The sequence below is a fragment of the Sphingomonas sp. Leaf242 genome, from assembly GCF_001422045.1.
Classification (GTDB): Bacteria; Pseudomonadota; Alphaproteobacteria; order Sphingomonadales; family Sphingomonadaceae; genus Sphingomonas.
In genome coordinates this window covers 207,056-231,819 of sequence record NZ_LMLW01000010.1, presented here as the reverse complement: position 1 = coordinate 231,819, position 24,764 = coordinate 207,056, and the positions used below count along the sequence as shown (strand labels likewise).

Annotated in this window: 20 protein-coding genes and 1 tRNA gene; 13 read left to right on the top strand and 8 right to left on the bottom strand. The window is 65.2% G+C overall.

Going from position 1 to position 24,764, the window contains the following annotated elements; translation table 11 throughout:
- Positions 1–15 precede the first annotated feature (15 nt).
- The 3 genes from ASF09_RS15240 to ASF09_RS15230 are packed head-to-tail and all read left to right on the top strand — an operon-like array spanning position 16 to position 2,716.
- Entirely contained in the window at positions 16–876 is an 861-nt protein-coding gene (locus tag ASF09_RS15240) for a CDP-alcohol phosphatidyltransferase family protein (protein ID WP_060526983.1), read from the top strand.
- 15 nt (positions 877–891) lie between these two features.
- Positions 892–1,983 carry an inositol-3-phosphate synthase gene (locus ASF09_RS15235; RefSeq protein ID WP_056050788.1) on the top strand — a complete coding sequence of 364 codons (1,092 nt, stop codon included), beginning with the start codon at positions 892–894 and terminating at the stop codon, positions 1,981–1,983.
- Position 1,984: 1 nt separating this feature from the next.
- The gene (locus tag ASF09_RS15230; RefSeq protein ID WP_060526982.1) at positions 1,985–2,716 is read left to right on the top strand and encodes a phosphocholine cytidylyltransferase family protein; all 732 of its coding nucleotides are present in this window, start codon (positions 1,985–1,987) and stop codon (positions 2,714–2,716) included.
- A 126-nt stretch (positions 2,717–2,842) separates the two neighbouring features.
- On the opposite strand, the gene ASF09_RS15225 is transcribed toward ASF09_RS15230, so the two are convergent.
- Complete coding sequence (locus ASF09_RS15225) at positions 2,843–4,042, bottom strand: sensor histidine kinase (protein ID WP_235529845.1); 1,200 nt, start codon at positions 4,040–4,042, stop codon at positions 2,843–2,845.
- Between the two features lie 128 nt (positions 4,043–4,170).
- On the opposite strand from ASF09_RS15225, the gene ASF09_RS15220 reads away from it, so the two are divergent.
- Positions 4,171–4,677 carry a Uma2 family endonuclease gene (locus ASF09_RS15220; protein WP_235529844.1) on the top strand — a complete coding sequence of 169 codons (507 nt, stop codon included), beginning with the start codon at positions 4,171–4,173 and terminating at the stop codon, positions 4,675–4,677.
- Here ASF09_RS15220 and ASF09_RS15215 read toward each other — a convergent pair whose 3' ends face one another.
- Positions 4,678–5,229 carry a hypothetical protein gene (locus ASF09_RS15215; protein WP_060526980.1) on the bottom strand — a complete coding sequence of 184 codons (552 nt, stop codon included), beginning with the start codon at positions 5,227–5,229 and terminating at the stop codon, positions 4,678–4,680.
- Between the two features lie 7 nt (positions 5,230–5,236).
- The gene (gene ettA, locus ASF09_RS15210) at positions 5,237–6,916 is read right to left on the bottom strand and encodes an energy-dependent translational throttle protein EttA (RefSeq protein ID WP_060526979.1); all 1,680 of its coding nucleotides are present in this window, start codon (positions 6,914–6,916) and stop codon (positions 5,237–5,239) included.
- A 121-nt stretch (positions 6,917–7,037) separates the two neighbouring features.
- On the opposite strand from ettA, the gene ASF09_RS15205 reads away from it, so the two are divergent.
- From ASF09_RS15205 to ASF09_RS15195, 3 genes are all read left to right on the top strand, one after another.
- Positions 7,038–8,441 (top strand): M20/M25/M40 family metallo-hydrolase, encoded by a 1,404-nt coding sequence (locus tag ASF09_RS15205; RefSeq protein WP_060526978.1) that lies wholly within the window; start codon positions 7,038–7,040, stop codon positions 8,439–8,441.
- 154 nt (positions 8,442–8,595) lie between these two features.
- Entirely contained in the window at positions 8,596–8,862 is a 267-nt protein-coding gene (locus ASF09_RS15200; protein ID WP_056050797.1) for a hypothetical protein, read from the top strand.
- 136 nt (positions 8,863–8,998) lie between these two features.
- Positions 8,999–9,074: transfer RNA gene (locus ASF09_RS15195), tRNA-Ile, on the top strand.
- A gap of 196 nt (positions 9,075–9,270) precedes the next feature.
- Here ASF09_RS15195 and ASF09_RS15190 read toward each other — a convergent pair.
- From ASF09_RS15190 to ASF09_RS15180, 3 genes are all read right to left on the bottom strand, one after another.
- Positions 9,271–10,257 carry a class I SAM-dependent methyltransferase gene (locus tag ASF09_RS15190; protein ID WP_082444321.1) on the bottom strand — a complete coding sequence of 329 codons (987 nt, stop codon included), beginning with the start codon at positions 10,255–10,257 and terminating at the stop codon, positions 9,271–9,273.
- Between the two features lie 509 nt (positions 10,258–10,766).
- Entirely contained in the window at positions 10,767–11,759 is a 993-nt protein-coding gene (gene araD1, locus ASF09_RS15185) for an AraD1 family protein (RefSeq protein ID WP_060526976.1), read from the bottom strand.
- 192 nt (positions 11,760–11,951) lie between these two features.
- Entirely contained in the window at positions 11,952–13,274 is a 1,323-nt protein-coding gene (locus tag ASF09_RS15180) for a sugar MFS transporter (protein WP_200912575.1), read from the bottom strand.
- 188 nt (positions 13,275–13,462) lie between these two features.
- On the opposite strand from ASF09_RS15180, the gene ASF09_RS15175 reads away from it, so the two are divergent.
- The 4 genes from ASF09_RS15175 (at position 13,463) to ASF09_RS15160 (ending at position 19,007) form a co-directional block, all read left to right on the top strand.
- Positions 13,463–14,557, top strand: coding sequence for an aldose epimerase family protein (locus ASF09_RS15175; protein WP_404969205.1), 1,095 nt, complete (start codon positions 13,463–13,465; stop codon positions 14,555–14,557).
- Positions 14,558–14,581: 24 nt separating this feature from the next.
- Positions 14,582–16,384 (top strand): IlvD/Edd family dehydratase, encoded by a 1,803-nt coding sequence (locus ASF09_RS15170; RefSeq protein WP_060526975.1) that lies wholly within the window; start codon positions 14,582–14,584, stop codon positions 16,382–16,384.
- Between the two features lie 257 nt (positions 16,385–16,641).
- Positions 16,642–17,631: a LacI family DNA-binding transcriptional regulator gene (locus ASF09_RS15165; protein ID WP_060526974.1), complete on the top strand. Its 990-nt coding sequence runs from the start codon at positions 16,642–16,644 to the stop codon at positions 17,629–17,631.
- Positions 17,632–17,774: 143 nt separating this feature from the next.
- Entirely contained in the window at positions 17,775–19,007 is a 1,233-nt protein-coding gene (locus ASF09_RS15160) for an MFS transporter (protein ID WP_060526973.1), read from the top strand.
- 15 nt (positions 19,008–19,022) lie between these two features.
- Here ASF09_RS15160 and ASF09_RS15155 read toward each other — a convergent pair whose 3' ends face one another.
- On the bottom strand, positions 19,023–21,422 hold the full coding sequence (locus ASF09_RS15155; RefSeq protein WP_235529843.1) for a TonB-dependent receptor: 2,400 nt from the start codon (positions 21,420–21,422) through the stop codon (positions 19,023–19,025).
- A gap of 148 nt (positions 21,423–21,570) precedes the next feature.
- A complete protein-coding gene (locus ASF09_RS15150; protein WP_060526971.1) occupies positions 21,571–22,662 on the bottom strand; it encodes a Gfo/Idh/MocA family protein in 1,092 nt (363 codons plus the stop codon).
- A gap of 22 nt (positions 22,663–22,684) precedes the next feature.
- Between ASF09_RS15150 and ASF09_RS15145 the strand changes: the two genes are divergently transcribed.
- Both ASF09_RS15145 and ASF09_RS15140 read left to right on the top strand, forming a co-directional pair.
- Entirely contained in the window at positions 22,685–23,596 is a 912-nt protein-coding gene (locus tag ASF09_RS15145; RefSeq protein WP_082444340.1) for an aldo/keto reductase, read from the top strand.
- Positions 23,593–24,660, top strand: coding sequence for an LLM class flavin-dependent oxidoreductase (locus tag ASF09_RS15140; protein WP_060526969.1), 1,068 nt, complete (start codon positions 23,593–23,595; stop codon positions 24,658–24,660). Before ASF09_RS15145 ends, ASF09_RS15140 begins: the two co-directional genes overlap by 4 nt.
- The last annotated feature ends 104 nt before the right edge of the window (positions 24,661–24,764 follow it).

Genomic DNA, 24,764 nt, shown 5'->3' with positions numbered 1-24,764 from the left:
CATTATGAAAATCCTATGACAGTGGCTCCACCGGATGGATCGCGCGATCGCCGGATCGAGATCCCATCTAACCTTTGGCTGATTCATCCGGCGGGCCGTGCGCTGCTGCCGGTCGCGCTTGCGCGTGGTATTTCGGCGAATGCGGTGTCGGTGGCGGGGCTTTGCCTCGGAGGTGCCGCGGCTATTGCCTATGCGCAATGGCATAGCTGGGCGCTCGCCCTGGTCGGTCTGGTGCTGTCGATCGGTTGGCTGATCGCCGACGGACTCGACGGCATGGTCGCGCGCGCAACCAAGACCGCGAGCCCGCTCGGGCGGATGCTCGACGGATTGTGCGATCACGGCGTCTTCGCACTGATCTACACCGCGCTGGCGATCACGATCGACACGCCCGAGGGCTGGATCCTCGCCTTTGCCGCGGGTGGCGCGCATGCGGTGCAGTCGAACATGTACGAAGGCGAGCGCTCGCGCTTCCATCGTCGCATCAAGGGCGTGGCGCTCGAAGCGCCGCCCGTGCCGACCGGCAATGCGCTCGTCCGCTTCTACGACGGGGTCGCCGGCAGCATCGACCGGATCGCGATGCCGTTCGAACGCACGCTCGGCCAGTCGAGCGATCCGGTCGCGCTTGGCACGCTCTACGGTGCCCGTGCCGTCGCGCCGTTGCGCTTCATGGCCTTGCTTACCGCGAATGTCCGGGTATGGGCGATCTTCGTCGCCTGCTTCGCGGGCAACCCGCGCATCTTCTGGTGGTTCGAGATCGTCCCTTTGACGCTCGTCGCCATCGTCGGGCTCGTCTGGCACCGTCGTGTCGAACGCGCCTTCGTTCGTCGTACTTCCGCAACGCGACCAAAGACCGCGTCGCGCATGCATCTTTCGTAAGGAACAGGGTCAGTAATGAATAGCATTCGGATCGCCGTGGTCGGCATCGGCAACTGCGCGAGCTCGCTCGTCCAGGGCCTCGAGCATTATCGCGAGGGGGCAAACGACCAGGTTGGCCTGATGCATTTCGACATGGGTGGCTACAAGCCGAGCGACATCAAGGTCGTCGCGGCCTGGGACGTCGATCGTCGCAAGGTCGGCAAGGACGTCGCCGAGGCGATCTTCGCCAAGCCCAACTGCACCGCGGTGTTCGCACCCAATGTCGGCAACACCGGCACGATCGTGAAGATGGGCAAGAAGCTGGACGGCGTCGCTGACCACATGGCCGACTTCAAGGACGACCGCACGTTCCTCGTGTCCGACGCCGCCGAGCCGACCCGTGAAGAGGTCATCGCGGAGCTGAAGGCATCGGGCGCCGACGTGCTGATGAACTACCTGCCGGTCGGTTCGCAGGAAGCGACCGAATTCTACGCCGAATGCGCGATCGAAGCAGGCGTTGCATTCGTCAACAACATCCCCGTGTTTATCGCGTCGAACCCGGTCTGGGCGAAGAAGTTCGAAGACGCCGGCGTCGCGATCATCGGCGACGACATCAAGGCACAGCTCGGCGCGACGATCGTCCACCGCGTGCTGACCGACCTGTTCGCCAAGCGTGGCGTGAAGCTGGATCGTACGTATCAGCTCAACACCGGCGGCAATACCGACTTCCTCAACATGTCGAACCATCGCCGTCTCGAGTCGAAGAAAATCTCGAAGACCGAAGCGGTCCAGTCGGTAGCGGCCGAGCGCATGGACGACGACAATGTCCATATCGGCCCGTCGGACTATGTGCCCTGGCAGAACGACAACAAGGTCTGCTTCCTGCGCATGGAAGGCCAGCTGTTCGGCGGCGTGCCGATGAACATCGAGCTACGTCTCTCGGTCGAGGACAGCCCCAACTCGGCGGGTGTCGCGATCGACATGATCCGTTGCGCCAAGATCGCCAAGGATCGCGGCATCGCCGGCGTGATCGATCCTGCATCGGCCTATTTCTGCAAGCACCCGCGCACGCAGATGACCGACGATCTCGCGCAGATCGAAGTCGAGCGGTTCATCAAGGCCGCCTGATATGATCGATACGCCCCGGGTTGAAACGGCGATCATCCTCGCCGCCGGGGAAGGCAGCCGCCTTCGCACCTCCGCCCCGTACAAGCCGCTCTGCGCGGTCGCGGGGCGGCCGCTGATCGCCCACGCGCTCGAAGGATTGGCGGAAGCTGGCTTTGCGCGGGCGATCGTTACGGTGAGCTACGGGCGCGAGGCGATCGAGGCGTATCTCGGTAGCCGGCGCTGGCCGCTGGCCGTCGAGACTGTGCTGGCGGATCACCGCGAACCTAACGGCGTCTCGGTACTGGCGGCGCGCGATGCGCTGGCCGGTAGCGAAGCGATCCTCGCGATGTGCGACCATCTCGTCAGTCCCGAACTTTACGCCCGCATGGCGAAGACCGGCGCTGGCGGTGGTCTGCGCCTCGGCATCGACCGACGCCTCGGCCATGACTGGGTCGACCCCGAGGACGTCACCTGCGTGGCGACCGAGGACGACCGCATCGTCGCGATCGGCAAGGGCCTCGAACCGCACGACTGCTACGACACCGGAGTCTTCGCGATCAGCCCTGCGCTGTCGGATGCGCTGGCCACGCTCGCTAGCCCCTCGCTCACGGAAGGCGTCCGCCTGCTCGCCGCACAGGGCCTAGCCCGGATCGTGGATTGCAGCGATATCGACTGGATCGACGTCGACGACGCCCCCGCGCTGGCGAAGGCCGAAGCGTGGATGGCAACCAAGGCGGATGCCGTAGCGGCCTGAAACTCCCGTTCTCCTGCGAACGCAGGAGAACCAAACCCGTCATCCTGACGAAAGCCAGGATCCAGTGTTACGAGTGGCGCCCTTTGGGCTCTGGGTGCTGACCTTCGTCAGGACGACGGGATGTCGTCAGGACGCCGAGGCTTCCTCGACTCGAGGATCAGGCACGTCCAGCGTCGCGCACGTCCCGACCTGCGCATTCTCGATGGTCACCGCCCCACGCAACTGCCGCGCGAGGCTGCCGATCATCCGCATCCCGAGGCTTTTCCGCGACGCCGTCTTCAGGTCGAAGTCCGCCGGCAACCCATCGCCCTCGTCCGACACCGTCAGCACGATCCGCCCCTCCGCGCTCCGCACCGTGACCAGGATCACGCCGCCATCGTCGCCATACGCATATTTGATCGCGTTGGTGACCAGCTCGGTAACCAGCAACCCCATCGGGATCGCGACGTCCGCGCTGATCAGGATCGCCTCGATATCGCATTCGATCCGGTGGTTGGGCGACTGCTCCCCCAGACCAGTCGCGATCCCGCAGACCAGATCGTTGAGCGCGACGATCCCGACCTGATCGCCGCGCCACAACTGGTCGTGCGTCTGCGCGATCGCCGTGATCCGCGCCTGCGCATCGCCGAGCAGCCGCCGGATCCGCGGATCGTCGTCCTCCTGCATCTGGAGGTTGAGCATCGCCGACACGAGCGCAAGGCTGTTCTTCACGCGGTGGCTAGCCTCCCGCGTGAGCAATTCCTGATGCTCCATCGCCTCGCTCAGCCGCTGCTCCGCCTGCTGCCGCTCGATCGCCACGCCGATGAGGTTCGCAAACCCCTGCATGAACGCGAAGTCGGCCGGCTCGAACTGACCCTCGTCGGGGCTGTCGACTTCGAGCACGCCAAAGCGCTTGCCCGACGTCTCCACCAGCACGTTGATCGCGCGCCGGATATTATGCCGCGCCATGAACTCGGGCGTACGGAAACGCTGCTCGTTCTCGAGGTGGTTCGAAATCACCGGCAGACCCGTCTCCAGCGCAAACCCCGCCGGCGACCCGAGATCGGTCCGCATCTCGGTCGACCCGACCACGCCAGGCTCCCAGCCGATGCCGGCGCGCACCAGCAGCGTATCCTGCTCGGGGCGATATTCGAGGAACTTGCAATATTTCGAGCGCATCCCCTCGCCGCACAATTCGGTCGCGCGCTGCAACATCGGCTGCAGATCCCGCGCACGCAAAGCCTCGATCCCGAAATCGGCCAGGATCGATTGCTGACGCAGGCGATACTCAAGCTCGCCCGCACCCGGAGGACTATCCCCGCCGGGAGAAGGTTCGACGATAGGCAATACATACTCCGCTCTGTTTCACGCGTCTTGGGGACGCTTGCCGATCATGCTAGGCTCGCGCGATGACCGAGATGGTGCCTCTTACCACCGTGCCGCTCCCCGTAAAGCTTCGGGTCGAGGACTATCTGATGCTCGACGCCGCCGGCGCGTTCGAGGCGTATGGCAAGACCGAGCTGCTGGACGGGGAAATCGTCTACATGAATTCGCAGCACCGGCCGCACGCGCGGATCAAGTCACGGCTATACTTCCTTGTCGCAGCAGCGTTGCGCGACCTGGGTGGAAGTCTGGAGGCGCTGGTCGAGGGGTCGGTCTCGATGCCGCCGTACAACGTGCCGGAACCGGATATCGCCGTGACCGCCGAGCCGGAAGGCGAAGGCCTGATCCCGCTTTCCTCGCTCGCGCTCGTCATCGAGGTTGCCGACACGACACTGCGCAACGATCTCGGCCGAAAGCGCAAGATCTATGCGCGTGAGGGCATCGCGGAATATTGGGTCGTCAACGTCCGCGCCAGAGTGATCCATCAGATGTGGGCACCGGTCGGCGATCGCTTCACCCAATCACGCGACGCGCCCTTTGACGCGGGCATAGAGTCGACGACCATCCCGGACCTGACAGTCGACACCGCGACGCTTTAATCAGCCCATCGCTTGTTGGACGAATATCTGTGCGCTTGATTGATCGAGCAACGCCAATGTGCCGCCCTGAAAGTCCGGATCATACGTAACCTCGGACCGAGCCCATTCGGGTGGCTGCACGGCCGCCAGCGACGCGGCGTCGGGCTGCTCTATCTCGGCTAGCTCGAGCCCGGCGAGCGCCCCTTCGAACGAATCGATTCCGAACTCGCCCGACGCGCTCGAAACCGCATGCCGCCGCTTGCGGAACCAGTGCCCCGGCAACGCCGCGAATAGCGCGTCTTCCTCCGACGTCAGATACGTCGCCACCAGCGGCCGCGTGAGCGGATCGGGGACATCGTATTTCTTCGACAGCTTAAGCACCACGCGCCCGCCGACGCTGTCGGTCTTCCGCCGCAGCCGGCACCGCGTATCCGTAATGTAGAGATCCTCGATCAGGATCGACCGGCAACCGTCCAGCGATGGCCGCTTCAGAGGATCGACGAGGAACCGCCGCTCACGCTCGACATGCGAGTATTTGTAAGCCGCCAGTTCCTCGTCGAGACCTCTCAGCACGCCATGATCAGCGGGTCAGCTTCTTGTAGGACAGCGCGGTCGGACGATCCGCCGCATCGCCCAGACGGCGGCGCTTGTCCTCTTCGTAGGATTCGAAATTGCCTTCGAACCATTCGACATGGCTGTTGCCCTCGAACGCCAGGATGTGCGTGGCGAGACGATCCAGGAAGAAGCGGTCGTGGCTGATCACCACCGCGCACCCGGCGAAGTTCTCGATCGCTTCCTCGAGCGCGCCCAGGGTCTCGACATCGAGATCGTTGGTCGGTTCGTCGAGCAGCAGTACGTTGCCGCCGCGCTTCAGCATCTTGGCGATATTGACGCGGTTGCGCTCGCCGCCCGACAGCTTGCCGACGTTCTTCTGCTGGTCCTGGCCCTTGAAGTTGAACGCACCGACATAGGCGCGCGTCGACTGGTCGAAGCCGTTGACCTTCATCGAATCGAGGCCGTCGGAAATCTCTTCCCAGACGTTCTTCTTGTCGTCGAGATGATCGCGGCTCTGGTCGACATAGCCCAACCGCACGGTCGATCCCTTGTCGATCGTGCCGCTGTCCGGTGTCTCCTGCCCGGTGATCAGCTTGAACAAAGTCGATTTGCCGGCGCCGTTGGGACCGATGACGCCGACGATGCCGCCCGCCGGCAACGTGAAGCTGAGATTTTCGAACAGCAGCTTGTCGCCGTAGGCTTTCGAGACATTGTCGAGCTCGATCACCTTGCCGCCGAGACGCTCGGGCACCTGGATGACGATCTGCGCCTTGCCCGGCGAGCGGTTTTCCTGTGCGGAAACGAGGCGTTCGAAGTTGGCGATACGCGCCTTGGACTTGGTCTGGCGTGCCTTGGCACCCTGGCGGATCCATTCGAGCTCGTTCTTGATCGCGGTCTGACGACCGGATTCCTCGCGATCCTCCTGCTCGAGGCGCTTGGCCTTCTTCTCGAGATAGGTCGAGTAGTTGCCCTCGTACGGGAAATACTTGCCACGATCGAGCTCCAGGACCCAGCCGACGACGTTGTCGAGGAAATAGCGGTCATGGGTGATCATCAGCACCGCGCCGGCATAATCCTTCAGGTGGTTCTCCAGCCACTGGACGCTTTCGGCGTCGAGATGGTTGGTGGGCTCGTCGAGCAGCAGGATCCCCGGCTTCTGGATCAGCAGGCGGGTCAGTGCGACGCGGCGCTTCTCACCACCCGACAGCTTGTCGACCGGCCAGTCGCCCGGCGGGCAGCGCAGTGCTTCCATCGCGACCTCGAGCTGGTTGTCGAGCGTCCACCCGTCGACCGCGTCGATCTTTTCCTGTAGCGTGCCCATCTCTTCGAGCAGCGCGTCGAAGTCGGTGTCGTCCTGGGGATCGCCCATCTCGGCCGAAATCGCGTTGAAACGGTCGACCATGTCCGCAACGCCGCGCGCGCCGTCCTTGACGTTCTCCAGCACGGTCTTCGAGGCGTCGAGCTGCGGCTCCTGCTCCAGATAGCCGACCGTGACGTTCTCGCCCGGCCATGCCTCGCCGGTATAATCCTTGTCGATGCCGGCCATGATCTTGATCAGCGTCGACTTGCCTGCACCGTTGGGGCCGACGATGCCGATCTTGGCGCCATGATAGAATTGCAGGTTGATGTTCGACAGCACCGGCTTGGGCGCGCCGGGGAAGGTCTTCGTCATGTCCTTCATGACATAGGCGTATTGGCCGGCCACGGGGGTCTCCGTTCGGGTGTTCGTGAGGGCGGGATTGATCTGCGCATGTAAGGGCAGGCGCGAAGGTTGGCAACGCACGCGCTCGGACCTAACGGTGGGTCGACACCAAGGGGAATAGCCGATGACGCGTATCGCACCATTTCTAGCGGCCTGTGCCGTCATCACCGCCGTTCCCGTCGTGGCGCAGCGCACCGCTGCCCCGGCGACCGCGGTCGACGCGAAGGTCGCAGCACTCCGCGACAAGGCGCTGACCGACGACACCGCGTACAAGATCGTCGAGGGGATCACGACCGAGGTCGGCCCACGGATGACCGGCACCGAAGCGGAAGCGCGCGCACGCGTCTGGTCGGTCGCCAAGCTGAAGGCGCTCGGGTTCAAGAACGTACGGATCGAGACCTACCAGCTGCCGGTCTGGCAGCGCGGCGCCGAGAGCGCCGAGATCGTCTCGCCCTATCCGCAGAAGCTGCGGCTGGTCGGGCTCGGCAATTCGGGCGCGACGCCGCCCGCCGGGCTGACGCTGCCGGTGACGTATTTCGCGAGCTACAACGATCTTGCGCTGGCGCCAGTGGGTAGCCTGAAGGGCCGGATCGCCTTCGTCTCGAATTCGATGCAGCCGACGCAGGACGGGTCGAGCTATGGCAGCCAGGGCACCGCGCGGTTCGTCGGTCCCAATGTCGCCTCGAAGAAGGGCGCGGCGGCGATCGTGATCCGTTCGATCGGCACGGACCAGGGCCGCGGGCCGCATGCCGGCACGACCAATTTCGAGCCCGGCGTCACGCCGATCCCGGCCGCGGCGCTGTCGGTCTCCGACGCAGCGAACCTCGAACGGATGATCAAGCTCGGCAAGCCGGTGACGATGCGGTTGATCCTCGACGATCACCAGGTCGGCATGCGCGAATCCGGCAACGTCGTCGCTGAAGTCCCCGGCACCGATCCCAAGGCCGGGATCGTGCTGGTCGGGGGCCATCTCGACAGCTGGGATCTCGGTACCGGCGCGATCGACGACGGCGCGGGTATCGCGATCACCGCGGCGGCTGCCAAGATCGTGATGGACGGCGGCCAGCGCCCACGCCGCACGATCCGCGTCGTCTGGTTCGGCGACGAGGAAAGCGGCGGCTTCGGCGGGCTGGCCTACGCCAAGGCACACGCGGGCGAGCGCCATGCGACCGCCGCCGAATCGGATTTCGGGGCCGATCGCGTCTGGCGGTTCGAAAGCAGCCTGCCCGCCGCCGCCAAGCCCATCGAGGATCGCCTGGCCGTCGCACTCGCCCCGCTCGGGATCATCCGCGGGGCCGATGCTCCGCATGGCGGCACCGATGTCGGCCCTACGATCGCGACCGGGGTGGCGGGGATCGATCTCAACCAGTCAGGCCAGCGGTACTTCGACTACCACCACACGCCCGAGGATACGCTGGAGCGGATCGACCCTGAGCAGCTTCGCCAGAACGTCGCGGCATGGACCGCGATGATCGCGACGGTAGCCAATGCGCCCGAGGAAATCGGTCCGATCGTGCCCGGAAAGTGACCAGTCGCTGCAACCGAAACGTCATCGTTCTGCCGCAAACCTTGCGGAGAGATGAATTTAGCGGATTGACCCCCCGCCGGGGGCCGCTATTTGACGTGACTTCGCGACGGCAATCGGGTCGGCCGCGAGTGAAACTATGCTTGGGAGCATTCGAATGAAGAAGATCGTTCTGATCGCTGCTGCCGCCGGCCTGATGTCCGTCGCAGCCTGCAGCAAGTCGCCAGAAGCCGCCGCCGTTGAGAACAACGCGGACATGCTGGCTGACAACATGGAAATGCAGGCTGACAACATGGACGCCATGGCGGACAACACCTCGAACGGCGTCGCTACCGACGTTCTCGAGAACGCAGCCGACAACATGAACGCTGCTGCCGACAACGTCCGTGACGCTGCCGACGCAAAGACCGACAACATGAACTAAGACCCTGTCGGGCGTTCGCGCTCGATAGAGTTTTGGTGTCGGAAAGGGCGTTCCTTCGGGAGCGCCCTTTTTCTTTGTGGTCGTTGCTTTGCGCTCTTTTGCGGGCTGGACGCTTGCGCTAACGCAGGCACCGGTGGGGCCTGTAGCTCAACGGTTAGAGCTGGCCGCTCATAACGGCTAGGTTGCGGGTTCGATTCCTGCCGGGCCCACCAATTTTCATTCGCATGCCGTACTCCGCCCGGTCGGGACATCCGGTTCGACGTCCCTCGCGGCGCGCGAGCCATAGGGTTGCAGCCAAGAGCCGCTCCTGCCCGTGCACTACAGCGCCGATGGCGAGTATGCGTAATGATCGCAGGTCTGACGCACGCGATCCGCGCGGCTGACCATCTGCCGTCGTGTCGGCTTCGCTCAGACGCGCTTCTTGGTACCGATCGCCACCCAGTACGGCACCCCGTCACGGAACCGTACATCCTCCAGGCCGGCAGCCTCCATCATCGCCTGGATCTGGGCTTTAGAGAATCGCTGCTCCAATCGTGTTCCGAAGCGATCGAGCGCATCGGTCCGCATGGTATAGAAGCTGTATTTTCGATAGGAACTCAGCGGAATCGCATCGACGTTCCCACCCAGCCGGTCGACGACGGTCGCGACTTTTGCGGCCGGCCAATACACGGTGGCGGCGATGATCGAGGTGATGGCTTTGCGCGGACCGATCGGCAGCTTCGATATGCCGCGCCGGACGGTATCCGACGCTTTCCAGGTCGCGCGAAACCACGCGGGCCGCTGATCGAACGCATAATATAGATAGGTGAGGAAAGGCGCTCCCGGCTTCAGCTTCGTGACCGCGTCCCTGAGGGCCTGTGCCGTATCGGGAATATGGTGCAGGACGCCCAGCGAGTACCCGAAATCCTGGCTGCCGTCGGCGAGCGGTATGGCTGCAGCATCCGCATGATGGAACTGGACGTTCGTGCTGTCTTTCAGGCGGCGGCGGGCGACATCGAGCGCGGCGGCGGCGGGGTCGATGCAGTGCAGCTTCCCGACTTTCGGCACGACTCCGGCCGCCCATCGGCCCGAGCCGCACCCGAGATCGAATCCCTCGGCCTCCGCGGGCAGTCGGCTAAAGTCGAGCAGCGAGAAATAGCCATCGAAATGGTGCTGCCATTCGTCGTTCGACATGGCCGTCTGATCGAACGCCGCCCACTCCTCGCCGAATCCCTCGACCGTCGCCTTGTCAATGTTCTGCACGCCCAGCCTCTCTCGTCCTTGGCACGATGGCCTGTCTGTCCTGTGTCCAGCTGCAACCGGGTCTTTTCGATCGCCGCAAAATATGTTCGAAGCCCGAGCCTGACGGAAGGTTCGCGCCTGTAGACAACGCGTTCCGGCGACAGCCGAAATCATCACCGATCGCACGATAAAACGCGCCGGATTATCTCCTGCCGGACGAACCGGCGAAGCATGCCGAACCGTCGCCTCCAATTTTTATGCCAAGTAGTTCTTCGTTTTTGACTGGTCGGCGCAGTATTCGCCCAAACCTGATAACGCAAGCCATAACAAGCACATACATGTTGTGCTGTGCCGTTATTACCGGTGATACGAATTTCTAGCCGTCGCTATCGATCGGGCGAGAGCACGTCTGCGCCGAGCGCGAGGCGATCGCATTCTACGGCCTCGCCGCATTCGGAAATACCGGTGACGGCTCATAGCCCACCCGTGCCGCGCGATCGTTTCGACCGCGTCATGCAGGACGCGGCGGGCGCGGCGCATGACGGCCATCCGACGCACTCGCCGTCTCATGACTGTCGATCCGCCGGACCAGACCGATCTACGGGCCATGCAAAGCCACATGCGCGACCGACCTTACGATGCGCGGACACCCGGCATCGTAGCGTCGGTCGGTAGGAGCTAGCTTAGAGCGTGACGACCGACAGCGGGCGCGGGGCGGCCTTGGTCAGCGTGTTGCGCAGCGGCAGCGTGAACGGCGCGGCCTCGATCTCGAAGACATCGCCCTCGCGCGTCGTCACGCCGTCCGCGAACGACAGCGTCGCGGTACCGAAGAAATGGACATGGACATCACCGGGCCGGCGGAACAGGTCGTATTTGAAATGATGCGCCTCGAGATTGGCGATGCTGTGCGACATGTTCGCCTCGCCCGACAGGAACGGCTTTTCCCACAGCAATGCGCCGTCGCGGTGGATGCGGCTCGCGCCCTCGATATGCTCGGGCGGCGTACCGACCAGCAGTTCGGGCCCGAGCGATGCCTGGCGCAGCTTCGAATGCGCCAGCCACAGATAATTGTGCCGCTCGGTCACATGGTCGCTGAACTCGTTGGCGAGGCACAGCCCGAGCCGGAACGGCGTACCGTCCGGTCCGATCAGGTAGATCCCGGCAAGCTCGGGCTCCTCGCCGCCATCTTCGGCGAAATCGGGCATCGTGAGCGCAGCCCCCGGCGCGACCAGCCCCGAACCGTCACCCTTGTAGAACCATTCGGGCTGCTGGCCACGCTGGCCGGGCGCGGGCTTGCCGCCCTCGACGCCTTCGAGGAACATCCGCATCGAATCGGTCTGCTTCGCCGTGTCGGCGGCGGCGCGGTGCATCTTGTCGCGCCCCTCGGCCGAGCCGAGATGCGTCAGGCCGGTGCCGGTCATGATCAGATGCGCCGGATCGACATGGTCGATCGGCGACATGATCCGTCCAGCCGCCAGTTCGGCCACGATGTCGACGCTCGCATCGGTCCCGCAAGATGCCACTGCCGCCGCGAGATCGCTGCCGTCGGCGATCGCCTTGGTGGCCAGCGCGCGGACGCTGTCGACGCCCTTCACGAACGCCGCCCCCTCGGCGGTCGCGGCGATCACCGAGCGCGTACCGTCGGCGCCGACATGCTGCAGCAAACGTAACGTCATCATTCTCTCCTAACGGACCCGGCGGTGACGGACTGCACCGACCCAGGGCGCGATTTCGTCGCCAGATACACCAACGCCTCGACCAGCCGGAAGCGCGATCGAGGCGTATATATCGTATAAGTGCATCCAGCAGAATAGTCCGACATGACAGCGACCAAAGGTTACCCCCTGCCCGCGTCGTCATGCGCCCGATTATGCGACGGTCTGATCGGGCAGCGGATCGGTCACCTTCGATCCCCACACCGCGTAGAACAACACATAGAGTTCGCACGCCGCGGTCAGCAGGAACGACGACTGCAGGCCGTAATTGTCCGCCAGCCAGCCCTGCACGATCACCAGCGCCCCACCGGCGATTGCCATGATCAGCAGTCCCGAGCCCTCCTCGGTCAGCGGCCCAAGACCCTTGATGCCGAGCGTGAAGATCGTCGGGAACATGATCGAATGGAACAGGCCGACCGAGATCAGCGCCCACATCGCGACATGGCCGGTGGTGAAGGTGGCGATCAGCATGACGACGCACGCGCCGATGCTGGCGATCGCGAGCACGCGTTCGGCGGGCACGGTACGCATGACATAGCTGCCGACGAGTCGACCCACCATCATCCCGCCCCACAGGATGAACAGGTAATGCGACGCCTGTTCGTGGCTGAGGTTGCCGATCTGCGGCTGGCTGACGAAGTTGATGAACAGGTTGGCGACGCCGATCTCGGCGATCAGGTAGATGAAGATCGCGGGAATGCCGAACACCAGGTTGCGGTGCGACCAGAGCGACAGACCCTTGCGCGCCTCCTTGGCGGAGCGCTGCGTCGACGCTCCCATCGCCGGCAACGGGAACCGCGCGATCACCACCGCGAGCACGACGAGGACGCCGGCGACGATCAGATACGGCAACACCACCGACTGCGCATCCGCGAGTCGCTCGGCGGCGGTCAGCGTCGCGGTCGATCCTGCCGCAGCGGTGCCCGAGGTCGAACGGCCAAGGATAAGATAGCCACCGAACAGCGGCGCGAGCGTCGCACCCGCCGAGTTGAACGCCTGGACCAGGTTCAACCGCGACGACGCGGTCTCGGGCGGACCGACGACCGCGACATACGGGTTCGCGGCGACCTGCAGCAGCGTGATCCCGCTGGCGATGATGAACAACGCCACCAGCGTAACGCCGTAGGACGGGATCCGCGCGGCCGGCACCATCAACAGCGCACCGCCCGCCATCAGCGCAAGGCCGAACACCATCGACTTCTGATACCCGATCCGCTCGATCAGCTTGGCCGACGGGATCGACGCGAAGAAATAGGCGATGAACCAGACGCTCTCGATCAGCGTCGTCTGCGTATAACTCAGGTCGAACACACTGCGCAGGTGCGGCAGCAGCGTGTTGTTGATGACCGTGATGAAGCCCCACATGAAGAACAGGCTGGCGAGCAACGTCAGCGCCGAGCGATAACTCGGCCCCGCGCCCTGCGCCCCCTGACTCAGGGGTCGTGTCGTCTGTGTAGGCTGTATCGGCATCGCCATGATCGTCCATCCTCCGTGCCATGTCGGCGACCGATCGACAGTCTTTTACCGCATGGCTTGCTCAGAAATATATTGTCGGACTATATACCCCGACAAGGCGCGTCAACGGCGTCGGACGATTAAGGATGGGAACCGAAATGCGCGCATTGGGGACGACGGGGATCATCGTGGCGACGTTACTGGCGATTATGCCGACACAGGCCGCGTTCGCCGCGGAGGCGAAGCGTTCGCCCGCGGGCACGCTGCAGGACGGCACCGCGATAGAGGCGATCACGCTCAGCAACGCGCACGGCGTCTCGGCGCGCGTCCTGTCCTACGGCGCGACGCTTCAATCGCTGATGGGCCCGGACCGCAACGGTAAGATCGCCGACGTGATGCTCGGCTATGACGACCTCGCCTCCTATGTCGACCATCCCAATTTCTTCGGCGTGACCGTCGGCCGTTTCGCCAACCGCATCGCCGGCGGCCGCTTCACGCTCGACGGCAAAGCCTATCAATTGCCGCTCAACGACAAGGTCAACTCGCTGCACGGGGGCGGCAAGGGGTTCGACAAGGTCGCATGGAAAGTACTCTCGCTGAAGAGCGGCCCGACCGCGACCCTGGTGCTCGGCTATCGCAGCCCGGATGGCGACTCCGGCTATCCGGGCAACCTCGACGTCACCGTCACCTACACGCTCGACGAAGCCGGCAACCTCGGCATCGCCTATGACGCGAAGACCGACAAGCCGACGATCGTCAACATGACCAACCACGGGATCTTCGATCTCGGCGGCGAAGGCTCGCGGATCGGCACTTACGGCCACCGCCTGACGATCCCCGCCAAGGCAATCACCCCGGTCGACGACAAGCTGATCCCGACCGGCGTCCTGCAACCCGTCGACGGCACGGTGTTCGACTTCCGCGCCGGCCGCATCGTCGGCGACGGTATCCGCGACGGCCGCGACCAGCAGATCCGCTACGGGCATGGCTACGATCACAATTTCGCGCTCGACAAGGGCCTGACCGCCAAGCCGGAACTGGCCGCGCGGCTCGAGGATCCGGCGTCGGGTCGCGTTCTCGAAGTGCTCACCACCGAGCCCGGCGTGCAGTTCTACACCGGCAATTTCCTTGACGGGACGTTCGTCGGCAAGCACGGCCATCTCTACCGGATGGGTGATGGGATCGCGCTCGAACCGCAGAAATTCCCTGATGCCCCGAACAAACCGAACTTCGTCTCCGCGCGCGTCGATCCGGGCAAGCCGTATCACCACGCGATGATCTACCGCCTTTCCGTCGCCCGCTGACACCCGATCTCCAGAAAGCCCCCGATGACCGACATGCCCAACCCTCTCCAGAAGCTCCGGAGCCGTGCGTGGTTCGACAACCCCGAGAACATCGACATGACCGCGCTCTATCTGGAGCGCTATCTGAACTTCGGGCTTAGCCTGGAGGAACTGCGTTCGGGCAAGCCGATCATCGGCATCGCGCAGACCGGCAGTGACCTGTCGCCGTGCAATCGCCACCATCTCGTGCTCGCCGAACGCCTGCGCGAGGGCATCCGTGAAGCCGGCGGGATCGCGCTCGAATTCCCGGTCCACCCGATCCAGGAAACCGGCAAGCGCCCGACCGCCGGTCTCGACCGCAACCTCGCGTACCTAGCGCTGGTCGAAGTGCTCTACGGCTATCCGCTCGACGGCGTCGTGCTGACGATCGGCTGCGACAAGACCACGCCGGCGTGCCTGATGGCCGCGGCGACAGTCAACATCCCGGCGATCGCGCTGTCGGTGGGGCCGATGCTCAACGGCTGGCACAAGGGCGAGCGGACCGGCTCGGGGACGATCGTGTGGAAGGCGCGCGAACTGCTCGCGACCGGCGCGATCGACGATGAGGGCTTCATCAAGCTCGTCGCCTCGTCGGCGCCATCGACCGGCTATTGCAACACGATGGGCACCGCGACGACGATGAATTCGCTCGCCGAGGCGCTCGGCATGCAGCTGCCCGGTTCGGCCGCGATCCCTGCACCGTACCGTGATCGCCAGGAGGTCGCGTATCGCACCGGCAAGCGGATCGTCGACATGGTTTCGGAGGATCTGAAGCCGTCCGACATCCTGACCAAGGAGGCGTTCCACAACGCGATCGTCGTCAATTCCGCGATCGGCGGCTCGACCAACGCACCGATCCATCTGGCCGCGATCGCGCGCCATATCGGCGTCGACCTGCCGATCGACGACTGGCAGACGCACGGCCACAAGGTGCCGCTGATGGTCAACCTCCAGCCCGCCGGCGAATATCTCGGCGAGGATTATTATCATGCCGGCGGCGTGCCCGCAGTGGTGGCCGAGCTGATGAAGCAGGGCCTGATCCACGAAGACGCGATGACCGCCAACGGCAAGACGATGGGCGACAATTGCCGCGACGCGACGATCGAGGACGAGCGCGTCATCCGCCCGTTCGCGACGCCGCTACTCCAGGACGCGGGCTTCATCGTGCTGCGCGGCAATCTGTTCGACAGCGCGATCATGAAGACCAGCGTGATCTCGCCCGAATTCCGCGCGCGCTACCTTTCGAACTCCGCCGATCCCGAGGCGTTCGAAGGTCCCGCGGTCGTGTTCGACGGGCCGGAGGATTATCACCACCGGATCGACGATCCCTCGCTCGGGATCACCACCGACACGTTGCTGTTCATGCGCGGCGCGGGCCCGATCGGCTATCCGGGTGCCGCCGAAGTCGTCAACATGCGACCGCCCGCGTATCTGATCCGCGAAGGAGTCCATGCGCTGCCGTGCATCGGCGACGGGCGCCAATCGGGCACGTCGGGATCGCCATCGATCCTCAACGCCAGCCCTGAAGCCGCGGCGATGGGCGGGCTCGCGCTGATCCGCACCGGCGACCGCGTCCGCATCGATCTCGGCAAGGGCACCGCCGACGTCCTGATCTCGGCCGACGAACTCGCCGAACGCCGTCGGACGCTGACCGCGGCGGGCGGCTATGCCTATCCCGGCTCGCAGACCCCGTGGCAGGAAATCCAGCGCGCCACCGTCGGCCAGCTGCAGACCGGCGCGATCCTCGAAGGCGCCGAGAAGTACCAGCGCATCGCGCAGACCATGGGCCTCCCCCGCGACAACCACTGATCGCGCTCGATCACTTCCCCCCTCCCTGAAAGGGAGGGGTCGGGGGTGGGTCGGCTTCCGCATTATCGAACGTTTGCGGCACAAGCGGGCCTACCCACCCGCAGCCCCTCCCTTCCAGGGAGGGGAGCCCGTATCTACCGGGGCGAGGCCAGCGGCATCTCCACCCGCTCGAATCCCGGCGAAAACGACAACCTAACCCATTGCCCAACGCAGTCGCCGATGCGAAACAATGCCATGACGCACGGACAGCATTCTCGGTGAAACGGGTCACGATACGCGACGTCGCCACCGCCAGCGGAACCTCGATCAAGACCGTCAGCCGCGTCCTCAACAAGGAACGCTATGTCGGCGCCGAAACCCGCGAGAAAGTCGAGCGTGCGGTCGCGGACCTGAACTTCCGCCCCAGTTTCGCCGCGCGGACGCTCGCCGGCAATCGGTCCTTCCAGGTCGCGCTGGTCTGCGACAACCCCAGCCCTGCCTATGTCTATGCGATGCAGCAGGGTATCCGCGACCGGTGCGAAGTCGATGGCGTCCGCGTCCTCACCCAGCCCTACGACCGGGGCTCGCCGCGTCTGCTCGCCGATCTCGACGCGCTGATCGCCACCAGCGGCCCCGACGGGATCATCCTAACGCCGCCGCTGTCGGATAACGACGACGTGCTGGCGCTGCTCGCCGCGCGCGCGATCCCCTTCGTCCGCGTGTCGCCCGGAACGCGGGCGGGCCTCGCGCCGGCGACGTTCATCGACAACGTAACCGCCGCGAAAGAACTGACCGCGCATCTGCTCGAGCGTGGTCACCGCCGGATCGCGCATATCGCCGGCCCCCGCGACTATGCGACGAGTGCGCAACGGCGTGCCGGCTACGAAGCCGCGCTGCTGGCGGTCGGCATCGTGCCCGAAACCGAACTGATCGTCGAGGGGCGCTACGACTTCGCCAGCGGCGCGGAGGCCGCGGAAGTGTTGCTCACACTCCCCTCCCCGCCGACCGCGATTTTCGCGGGCTCGGACGAGATGGCAGCGGGTGCGCTGATGGTCGCGCATCGCCGTGGCCTGCGCATTCCCACCGACATCGCGATCGCGGGGTTCGGCGACGATGCGCTGGCGAGCTATGTCTGGCCTCCGCTGACGACGGTCCGCCAACCGGTGCGCGACCTCGCCTGGCAGGCAGCGGACCTGCTGCTGAGCCGTGCCGCACCCGACGAACTCCGCGAGGTCGCGCACGCGCTCGTAGTCCGCGCCTCGACCTGACCGATCAGCCGCGGGGGCGCTTCGCATGCCGGGCGACGTTGCGGACTGACGCCGGGGGCGGCATGAGGGCGCATGCGACAAGGGTCGAGCGCGATCGAACGAGCTGTGACACCGCTATCGGACCGTTGAAACCAGGAGAGCCTATGTCCACCGATCGCCGGCGCTGGATCATCGTCGCGCTCGTCTTCGTGGCGATCATGCTGAACTATGTCGACCGCCAGATCCTCTCGCTGTTGAAGCCGACGCTGGAGGCCGAATTCCACTGGTCGGACCAGGATTACGCCAACATGCTGTCGGCGTTCCAGGTCGCGGCGGCGGTCGCGTTTCTCGGCACCGGCTGGTTCATCGACCGCGTCGGGCTGAAGCTCGGGTTCGCGCTCGGCGTCGCGGTGTGGAGCCTTGCGGGGATGGCACACGCGGTGGTCAGCAGCGTTGGCGGCTTCATCGCCGCGCGCGTCGTGCTCGGCGGCGCAGAGTCGATCGGCACGCCCGCCGCGGTCAAGTCGGCCGCGACCTATTTCACGCAACGCGAACGCTCGATCGCGCTCGGCATCGGCAACACCGCGCCCAATATCGGCGCGGTGATCACCCCGCTGGTCGTCCCAGCGCTGGCCGTCGCCTATGGTTGGCGCGCAGCGTTCCTCGCGGCCGGTGCACTTGGGCTCGTCTGGGTCGTGGTGTGGTTCGCGGTGCGGATTCCCGCGGTCGCCGAGAGCAGCGTGCGCCCCGCGCCGATCCGCTGGTCCGATCTGTTCAAGCGCCGCGAAACCGCCGCGATCGCGATCGCCAAAGTGCTGTCGGACCAGGTCTGGTTCTTCATGCTCGCCTGGCTGCCCGACCTGTTCCACCGGATGTTCGGGCTGCCGCAAGGGACCGTCGGGCTCCCCGTCGCGCTGGCCTACGCAATGGCGGCGGCGGGGGCGCTGACCGGTGGCTGGCTACCGACGCGGCTGATGGCGCGCGGCTGGAGCGTCGATCGCGCGCGCAAGGGCACGATGCTGCTCTACGCGCTGCTCGTCCTGCCGGTGACATTGGTGCTGGTGGTCGACGATGCCTGGTCGGCGGCGCTGCTGCTCGGCCTTGGGCTGTTCGCGCATCAGGGGTTTTCGACCAACGTCTTCGCGCTCGCCACCGATATCGTCCCCGCGCGCGCGGTCGGTTCGACGATCGGGATCGCGGCGTTCTGCGGCAACATGTGGTCGATCGTGCTGATCCAACTGGCCGCGGTGTCGCTCGCAGCGGGCTATGGCTATGGCCCGCTGCTTGGAGTCTGCTCGGTGTCCTACCTGTTGGCGCTGGGACTGGTACAGCTCATCATCCCGACCATCGTTGCGGTACCGGATGACGGGTCGGACGTCGTGGCGATGGCCCACTGACGTCCAACCATATGGTCAGAAGTTGATCCGGCCGGTCACCCCGTAATAGCGATCCGCCTCGCGCGGGATGATGTAGCGATAGGCGCCGCCTGGCCCGCCGCTCGTGATCGCCGAGGCGAAGCTCGTGTCGAACACGTTCTTGACCGCGAACGTGAGGCGGAACAGGTCATCGCGCTGGACGATCCCCGCCGACAGGTCGACCAGGCCGTAGCCCTTGATCGTCGTCGCGTCGCGGATCGCGGCGCTCGCGTCGAGCTGCGAGATCTGCTTTGACTGGTAGCTGCTCTGCGCCCCCAGCGCGAAGTCGATCGGCCCGCCGGTGCGATAGCGATAGTCCGCGCCGAGCGACCCCTTCCATTTCGGCGCATAGCCGAGCGGCGTGCCCGACGGCACCACGCCCGTCGTCACGCCGTTGGTCGGCACCTTGAATTGGTCGATATGCGCGTCGGTGTACGCGAGCCCACCCGAGAAGCTGAGGTCGCGGACCGGCTGAAACACCAGGTCGAGTTCGCCGCCGCGCGTCGAGATCTCGCCTGCATTGGTGAACCGCGTTACCAGCACGCCCGCGACGATGTCGGGATTGTTCGCCTGGAAATTATGATATTTCGCATAGAACGCCGCGAGGTTGACGACTAGCTTGCCGCCGAACAGCGTGTTCTTCAGGCCAAGCTCGTAGCTGTCGGCGGTCTCCGGCGCGATCACGTTGGTGCCGGTCGCGGTCAGGTTGTAGAAGATGTTGAACGCCGGGCCCTTATAGCCGCGCGAATAGGTGGCGTAGGCGGTCGACTGCCGGACGATGTCGAACTGCACGCCGCCCTTGCCCGACCAATTGTCGTTGGTGGTCTTGGCGGTGAACGGCACGCCGTTCGAGGACGCGACGGCCTGCGTCGCGGCGAGGTCCGGCCGGATGCCCTGCCCGACCAGCCGGACATAGGCGTCGTTGACGCCCTGATCGAAATTGGGGTTGATGCCGGGGCCGGTCAGCGTCGTGCGACGGATATGCGACACGTCGAGCTGATCGGTGGTGTAGCGGATCCCGCCGATCAGCCGCAGGCGATCGGTGAGCCGCAGAGTCCCCTGCCCGAACAGCGCGAAGTTCTTGAACACCGAACCGAAGTCCGCGGTACCGGTCGGCCGCGTCGTCACGGTCCCGGTCGTCCCACACGGGATCAGCACGGTGGTCGAGGTCGCCCCGGCGCAGGCGATGTCGTTGCGCGTGAAATTCCGCTCGGTCTCGGCACGCGAATAATAGGCCCCCAGGACATAACTGAAGACCTGGTTCGACGGCGATGTCAGCCGCAGTTCCTGCGTCAGCGTGTTGCTCACCTGCGGCCCGAAATCATGCAACTGGTTCAGCCCGACATAGGCCCGCGGCAGCCAGTCGCCATCGCGGATCTCCTCGTTGTCGTACTCGCGGTACGAACCGATATAGGTCAGCGTCTGGTTGCCGAGCGTCCAGTCGACCTGGCCCGAAGCACCCCAGCTCTTCTCGTTCGAGCGCGTGACCAGATCCTGGTTAATGACCCGCGACTTGTCGCCTCGCGGCGTCGGCAGGACGGTGGCGGACAGGTTGTTGGGCACGGTGCCGATCACCTCGGCGCAGCAATTGTCCTTGCTCCGGCGATAGTCCGCGATCAGCGTGATCGTCAGATCGGGTGTCGGATCGGCGACTACGATCCCGCGCACGCCGTAATGCTTGTAGCCGTTGACGCGATCATTGCCCTGCGCGAGGTTGCGGATGTTGCCGTCGTAATGCCCGTAAAAGCCCGTGATCCGGCTCTTGATGGTCCCCGAGATCGGCAGGTCGACCGCGCCGCGCACGCGATACTCGCTGCCGTTGCTGTAATACCCGCCCTCGACATAACCGCCAAAGTCGTTGCCGGGCCGCTTGGTGACGATGTTGATCACGCCCGCGCTGGTGTTCTTGCCGAACAGCGTGCCCTGCGGTCCGCGCAGCACCTCGATCCGGTCGACGTCGATCAGGTCGCTGAACGCTTCGCCGGCGCGGCTGTAGACCACGCCGTCGACCACCGTGGAGATCGACGGCTCGCCTGCGATCGAGAAGGTCGAGGTGCCGACCCCGCGCAGGAACAGCGACTGGTTGATCGCGGTGCCCGATTTCCGGAAATTGAGCGTCGGCACGAGATATTGCGCGCTTTCGAGGTTGGTGCCGCCTTTTGCGCTGATCGCATCGCCCGAGATCACCGACACCGCGACCGGCACGTCCTGGAGACGCTCGGATCGCTTCTGCGCGGTGACGACGATGTCGCCCGGCTGATTCTGCGCGCCAGCAGTCGGCGCCTCGGCAGCTGCAACCGGCGCAGGCTGAGATGCATCGGTCGGCGATGCCGCCGGCGCCTGTTGCGCGAATGCGGGGGCGGCAATCGCCAGCGCGGCCAGGGCGACGCCCGTCAACAATCCCGTGTTCAAATCGGCTCTCCCTTTTCCTACCTGACCGGTAGGTTATATTTCTAACGCCGCCTTGTCGTCGGCGGTTCGTCTTTGGTCCGGGCAAGGCCTGCTATCGTCGAACCCGGTATCAAACCGGGCGTCGAACCCGCCGTCAGAAACCCAGTTCGCGCATCTCCACGACGCGGTGCTCGCGTGCGCTGATCTCGGCCGCGGTGCCGATCGCGACCGCCATCAACCCGTCGCGCGCCGTCACTTCGACAGTCCCCTCGCCGCGCACCGCCGCAATGAATTTCTGGTGTTCGTAGAAGGTCGACCCGTGATGGCTGCCCGCGTCGAGGGCGACCGGATCGACCGCGACGACGCGGCGCGTTGCCCGCTTGGGGTTGCGAAAGCCGACACGCGGCGAGTGGATCAGCGCACCCTCGGGGATCAGCACCTCAAGCCGCGCTGTGTCACCGACCGCGGCGATCTCCTCCTGGTTCTCCGCGCCGTCGGCGAACATCGACAGGTCGAGCATTGCACGCACGCCATTGGCGAAATCGATCGTCGTGTAGCTGTTGTCGATGATGTCGGGCCGCGCGCCGTCGTACCGCTCGTCGAGGTGGTTCACGTCCATCGCCCCCGAGCAATAGACGCGCACCGCCTCCGACTGCGTGATCAATCGCATCAGATCGAAGAAATGGCAGCATTTCTCGACCATCGTGCCGCCGGTGTTGCGCGCGAACCGGTTCCAGTCGCCGACCTTGGGCAGGAAGGGAAAGCGGTGCTCGCGGATCGACAGCATCTTCAACGCACCGATCGCGCCACCGTGGATCTCGTCGATGAACGCGGCGGCGGGCGGCATGTAGCGATATTCCATCGCGGTCCAGAACGGCGCTTCGCTCGCCTCTGCCTGTTCGACGATCCAGCGCGCATCGTCGATCGTCGTCGCGAGCGGCTTCTCACACAGGATCGCGATGCCCTCGCCGAACAGCGGCGTCAGCACGTCGCGGTGCGTGTTGTTGGGGCTCGCGACGATCACCGCATCGACCAAGCCGCTTTTGGCCAGCGCGCTGGAGTCGGCAAAAGCAGTCACGCCATCCGCCCGTGCGCCCAGCGCATCGCGGGCCCAGCCAAGCGACGCCTCGGTCGGATCGGCGATCGCGGTAACGACCGCGCCGGGCGTGACGGCGAGGTTGGCGAGATGCTCCACGCCCATCATCCCGGTGCCAACCAACCCGTAACGGACTTGCTCAACCGGCATTCGCACCCCTATCATGACAACGATGTCTGACCTTCATGTTACACCTGATTCGCGTCCCCTCGGCAAGAGCGGAATCCTCGTCTCACCGGTCGCCTGGGGCATGTGGCGGTTCGCCGGCAACTCGGAGCACGAGGGCCGTGCGCTGATCGACGCGGCGTTCGAGGCCGGCGTGACGCTGTTCGACACCGCCGATATCTACGGGTTCGACGGCAGCGGCGGGTTCGGCGATGCCGAGGCGCTGCTCGGTCGCATCTTTGCCGCATCGCCGGGTTTGCGCGACCGCATGGTGCTGACGACCAAGGGCGGCATCACCCCGCCCGTGCCGTATGACTCGAGCCGCGACTATTTGATGGCGGCGCTCGATGCGTCGCTCGCGCGGATGCAGATCGAGCAGGTCGATCTCTACCAGATCCACCGCCCCGATATCCTGACGCATCCGCACGAAGTGGCGCGCACGCTCGAGGACATGGTGACGTCGGGCAAGGTGCGCAGCATCGGCGTGTCGAACTACACGCCTGCGCAGACCGCGACGCTCGCGTCGTTCCTGACGAACGTGCCGATCGCGACGCAGCAACCCGAATTCTCGCCGCTGTTCCTCGATCCGATGACCAACGGGCTGTTCGATCAGGCGATCGAGCACGACATCGCCATCCTTGCCTGGTCCCCGCTCGGCGGTGGTCGCATCGCCAAGCCAACGACGCCGCACGAAACCGCGGTCGCCAATGCGCTCGACACGGTCGCGGCGAAGTTCGGCGTCAGCCGATCGATCGCCACCTACAGCTGGATCATGGCGCACCCGGCGCGCGTGATCCCGATCGTCGGCACGCAGAACGCCGGCCGGATCGCCGAACTGCGCGACGTCTTCAAGGTCAGCTGGTCGCGCGACGACTGGTACGCGGTTCTGACCGCCGCGCGCGCGGAGCCGCTGCCATGACGACTGGGCCCTGCGAGATTTCGTGGTTCTCGGCGCTCTGCGATGACGATTACGAATTTCTCGGCCAGCCCGACCCCGCGCTGGCGTCCAGCTGGGAGCATTGCCGCGACATAGTGATGCAGGCCGAAACCGGCGGGTTCGACAATATCCTGCTGCCGTCGGGTTATGCGCTCGGGATCGACACGACCGCGTTCGCTGCGGGCATCGCCGCGCTGACCAAGCGAATCAAGCTGCTGATGGCGGTGCGAGTCGGCGAATCCTGGCCGCCGCAGCTCGCGCGCCAGATCGCGACGCTCGACCAGATGACCGGCGGTCGCCTGACGATCAACATCATCTCCTCGGACATGCCCGGCGAAACGCTCGCCTCGGCGCCGCGCTACGCCCGCACGGTCGAGGCGATGCATATCCTGAAGACGCTGCTCAACGGCGAGGCGCTCGATCACCAGGGCGAGTTCTGGCAGCTCAAGGTCGATCCGCCACGCATCCGCACGGTCTCGGGCAAGGCCCCCCTGCTGTATTTCGGCGGCCTGTCGCCCGACGCGCGCGAGGCGGCGGCCAAGGGCTGCGACGTCTTCCTGATGTGGCCCGACAAGAAGGAGACGGTCGCGGCGATCATCGCCGACATGACCGCCCGCGCCGCCGCACACGGCCGCACGCTCCGCTTCGGCTACCGCGCACACGTCATCGTCCGCGATACCGAGGCCGAGGCGCGCACCTATGCCGACCGCCTGCTGTCGAAACTCGACGCGCAACAGGGAGCCGAAATCCGCGCGAAGTCGCTCGACTCCAACTCGGCGGGTGTCGCCGCACAGGCCGCCTTGCGCGAGACTGCCGCCGACGACGGTTATGCCGAGGAGAATCTGTGGACCGGCGTCGGTCGCGCACGCTCGGGCTGCGGCGCGGCGATCGTCGGCGATCCCGATCAGGTGCTCGCCAAGCTGCGGATGTATCAGGACATGGGGATCGAGGCCTTTATCCTGTCCGGCTACCCGCATGCCGCGGAGGCCGACCTGTTCGCGCGTCACGTCCTGCCCCGGCTCGATCACGCCCCTCTGACGCGATAATCATACCGGGATCGCACCGGCGTTGGCGTATCCGCGCCGACATTTATACCCGTCACACTGGTAGTTTCGGATCGTTCGCCGCGTCGAAAATGGCCGTAGGCATG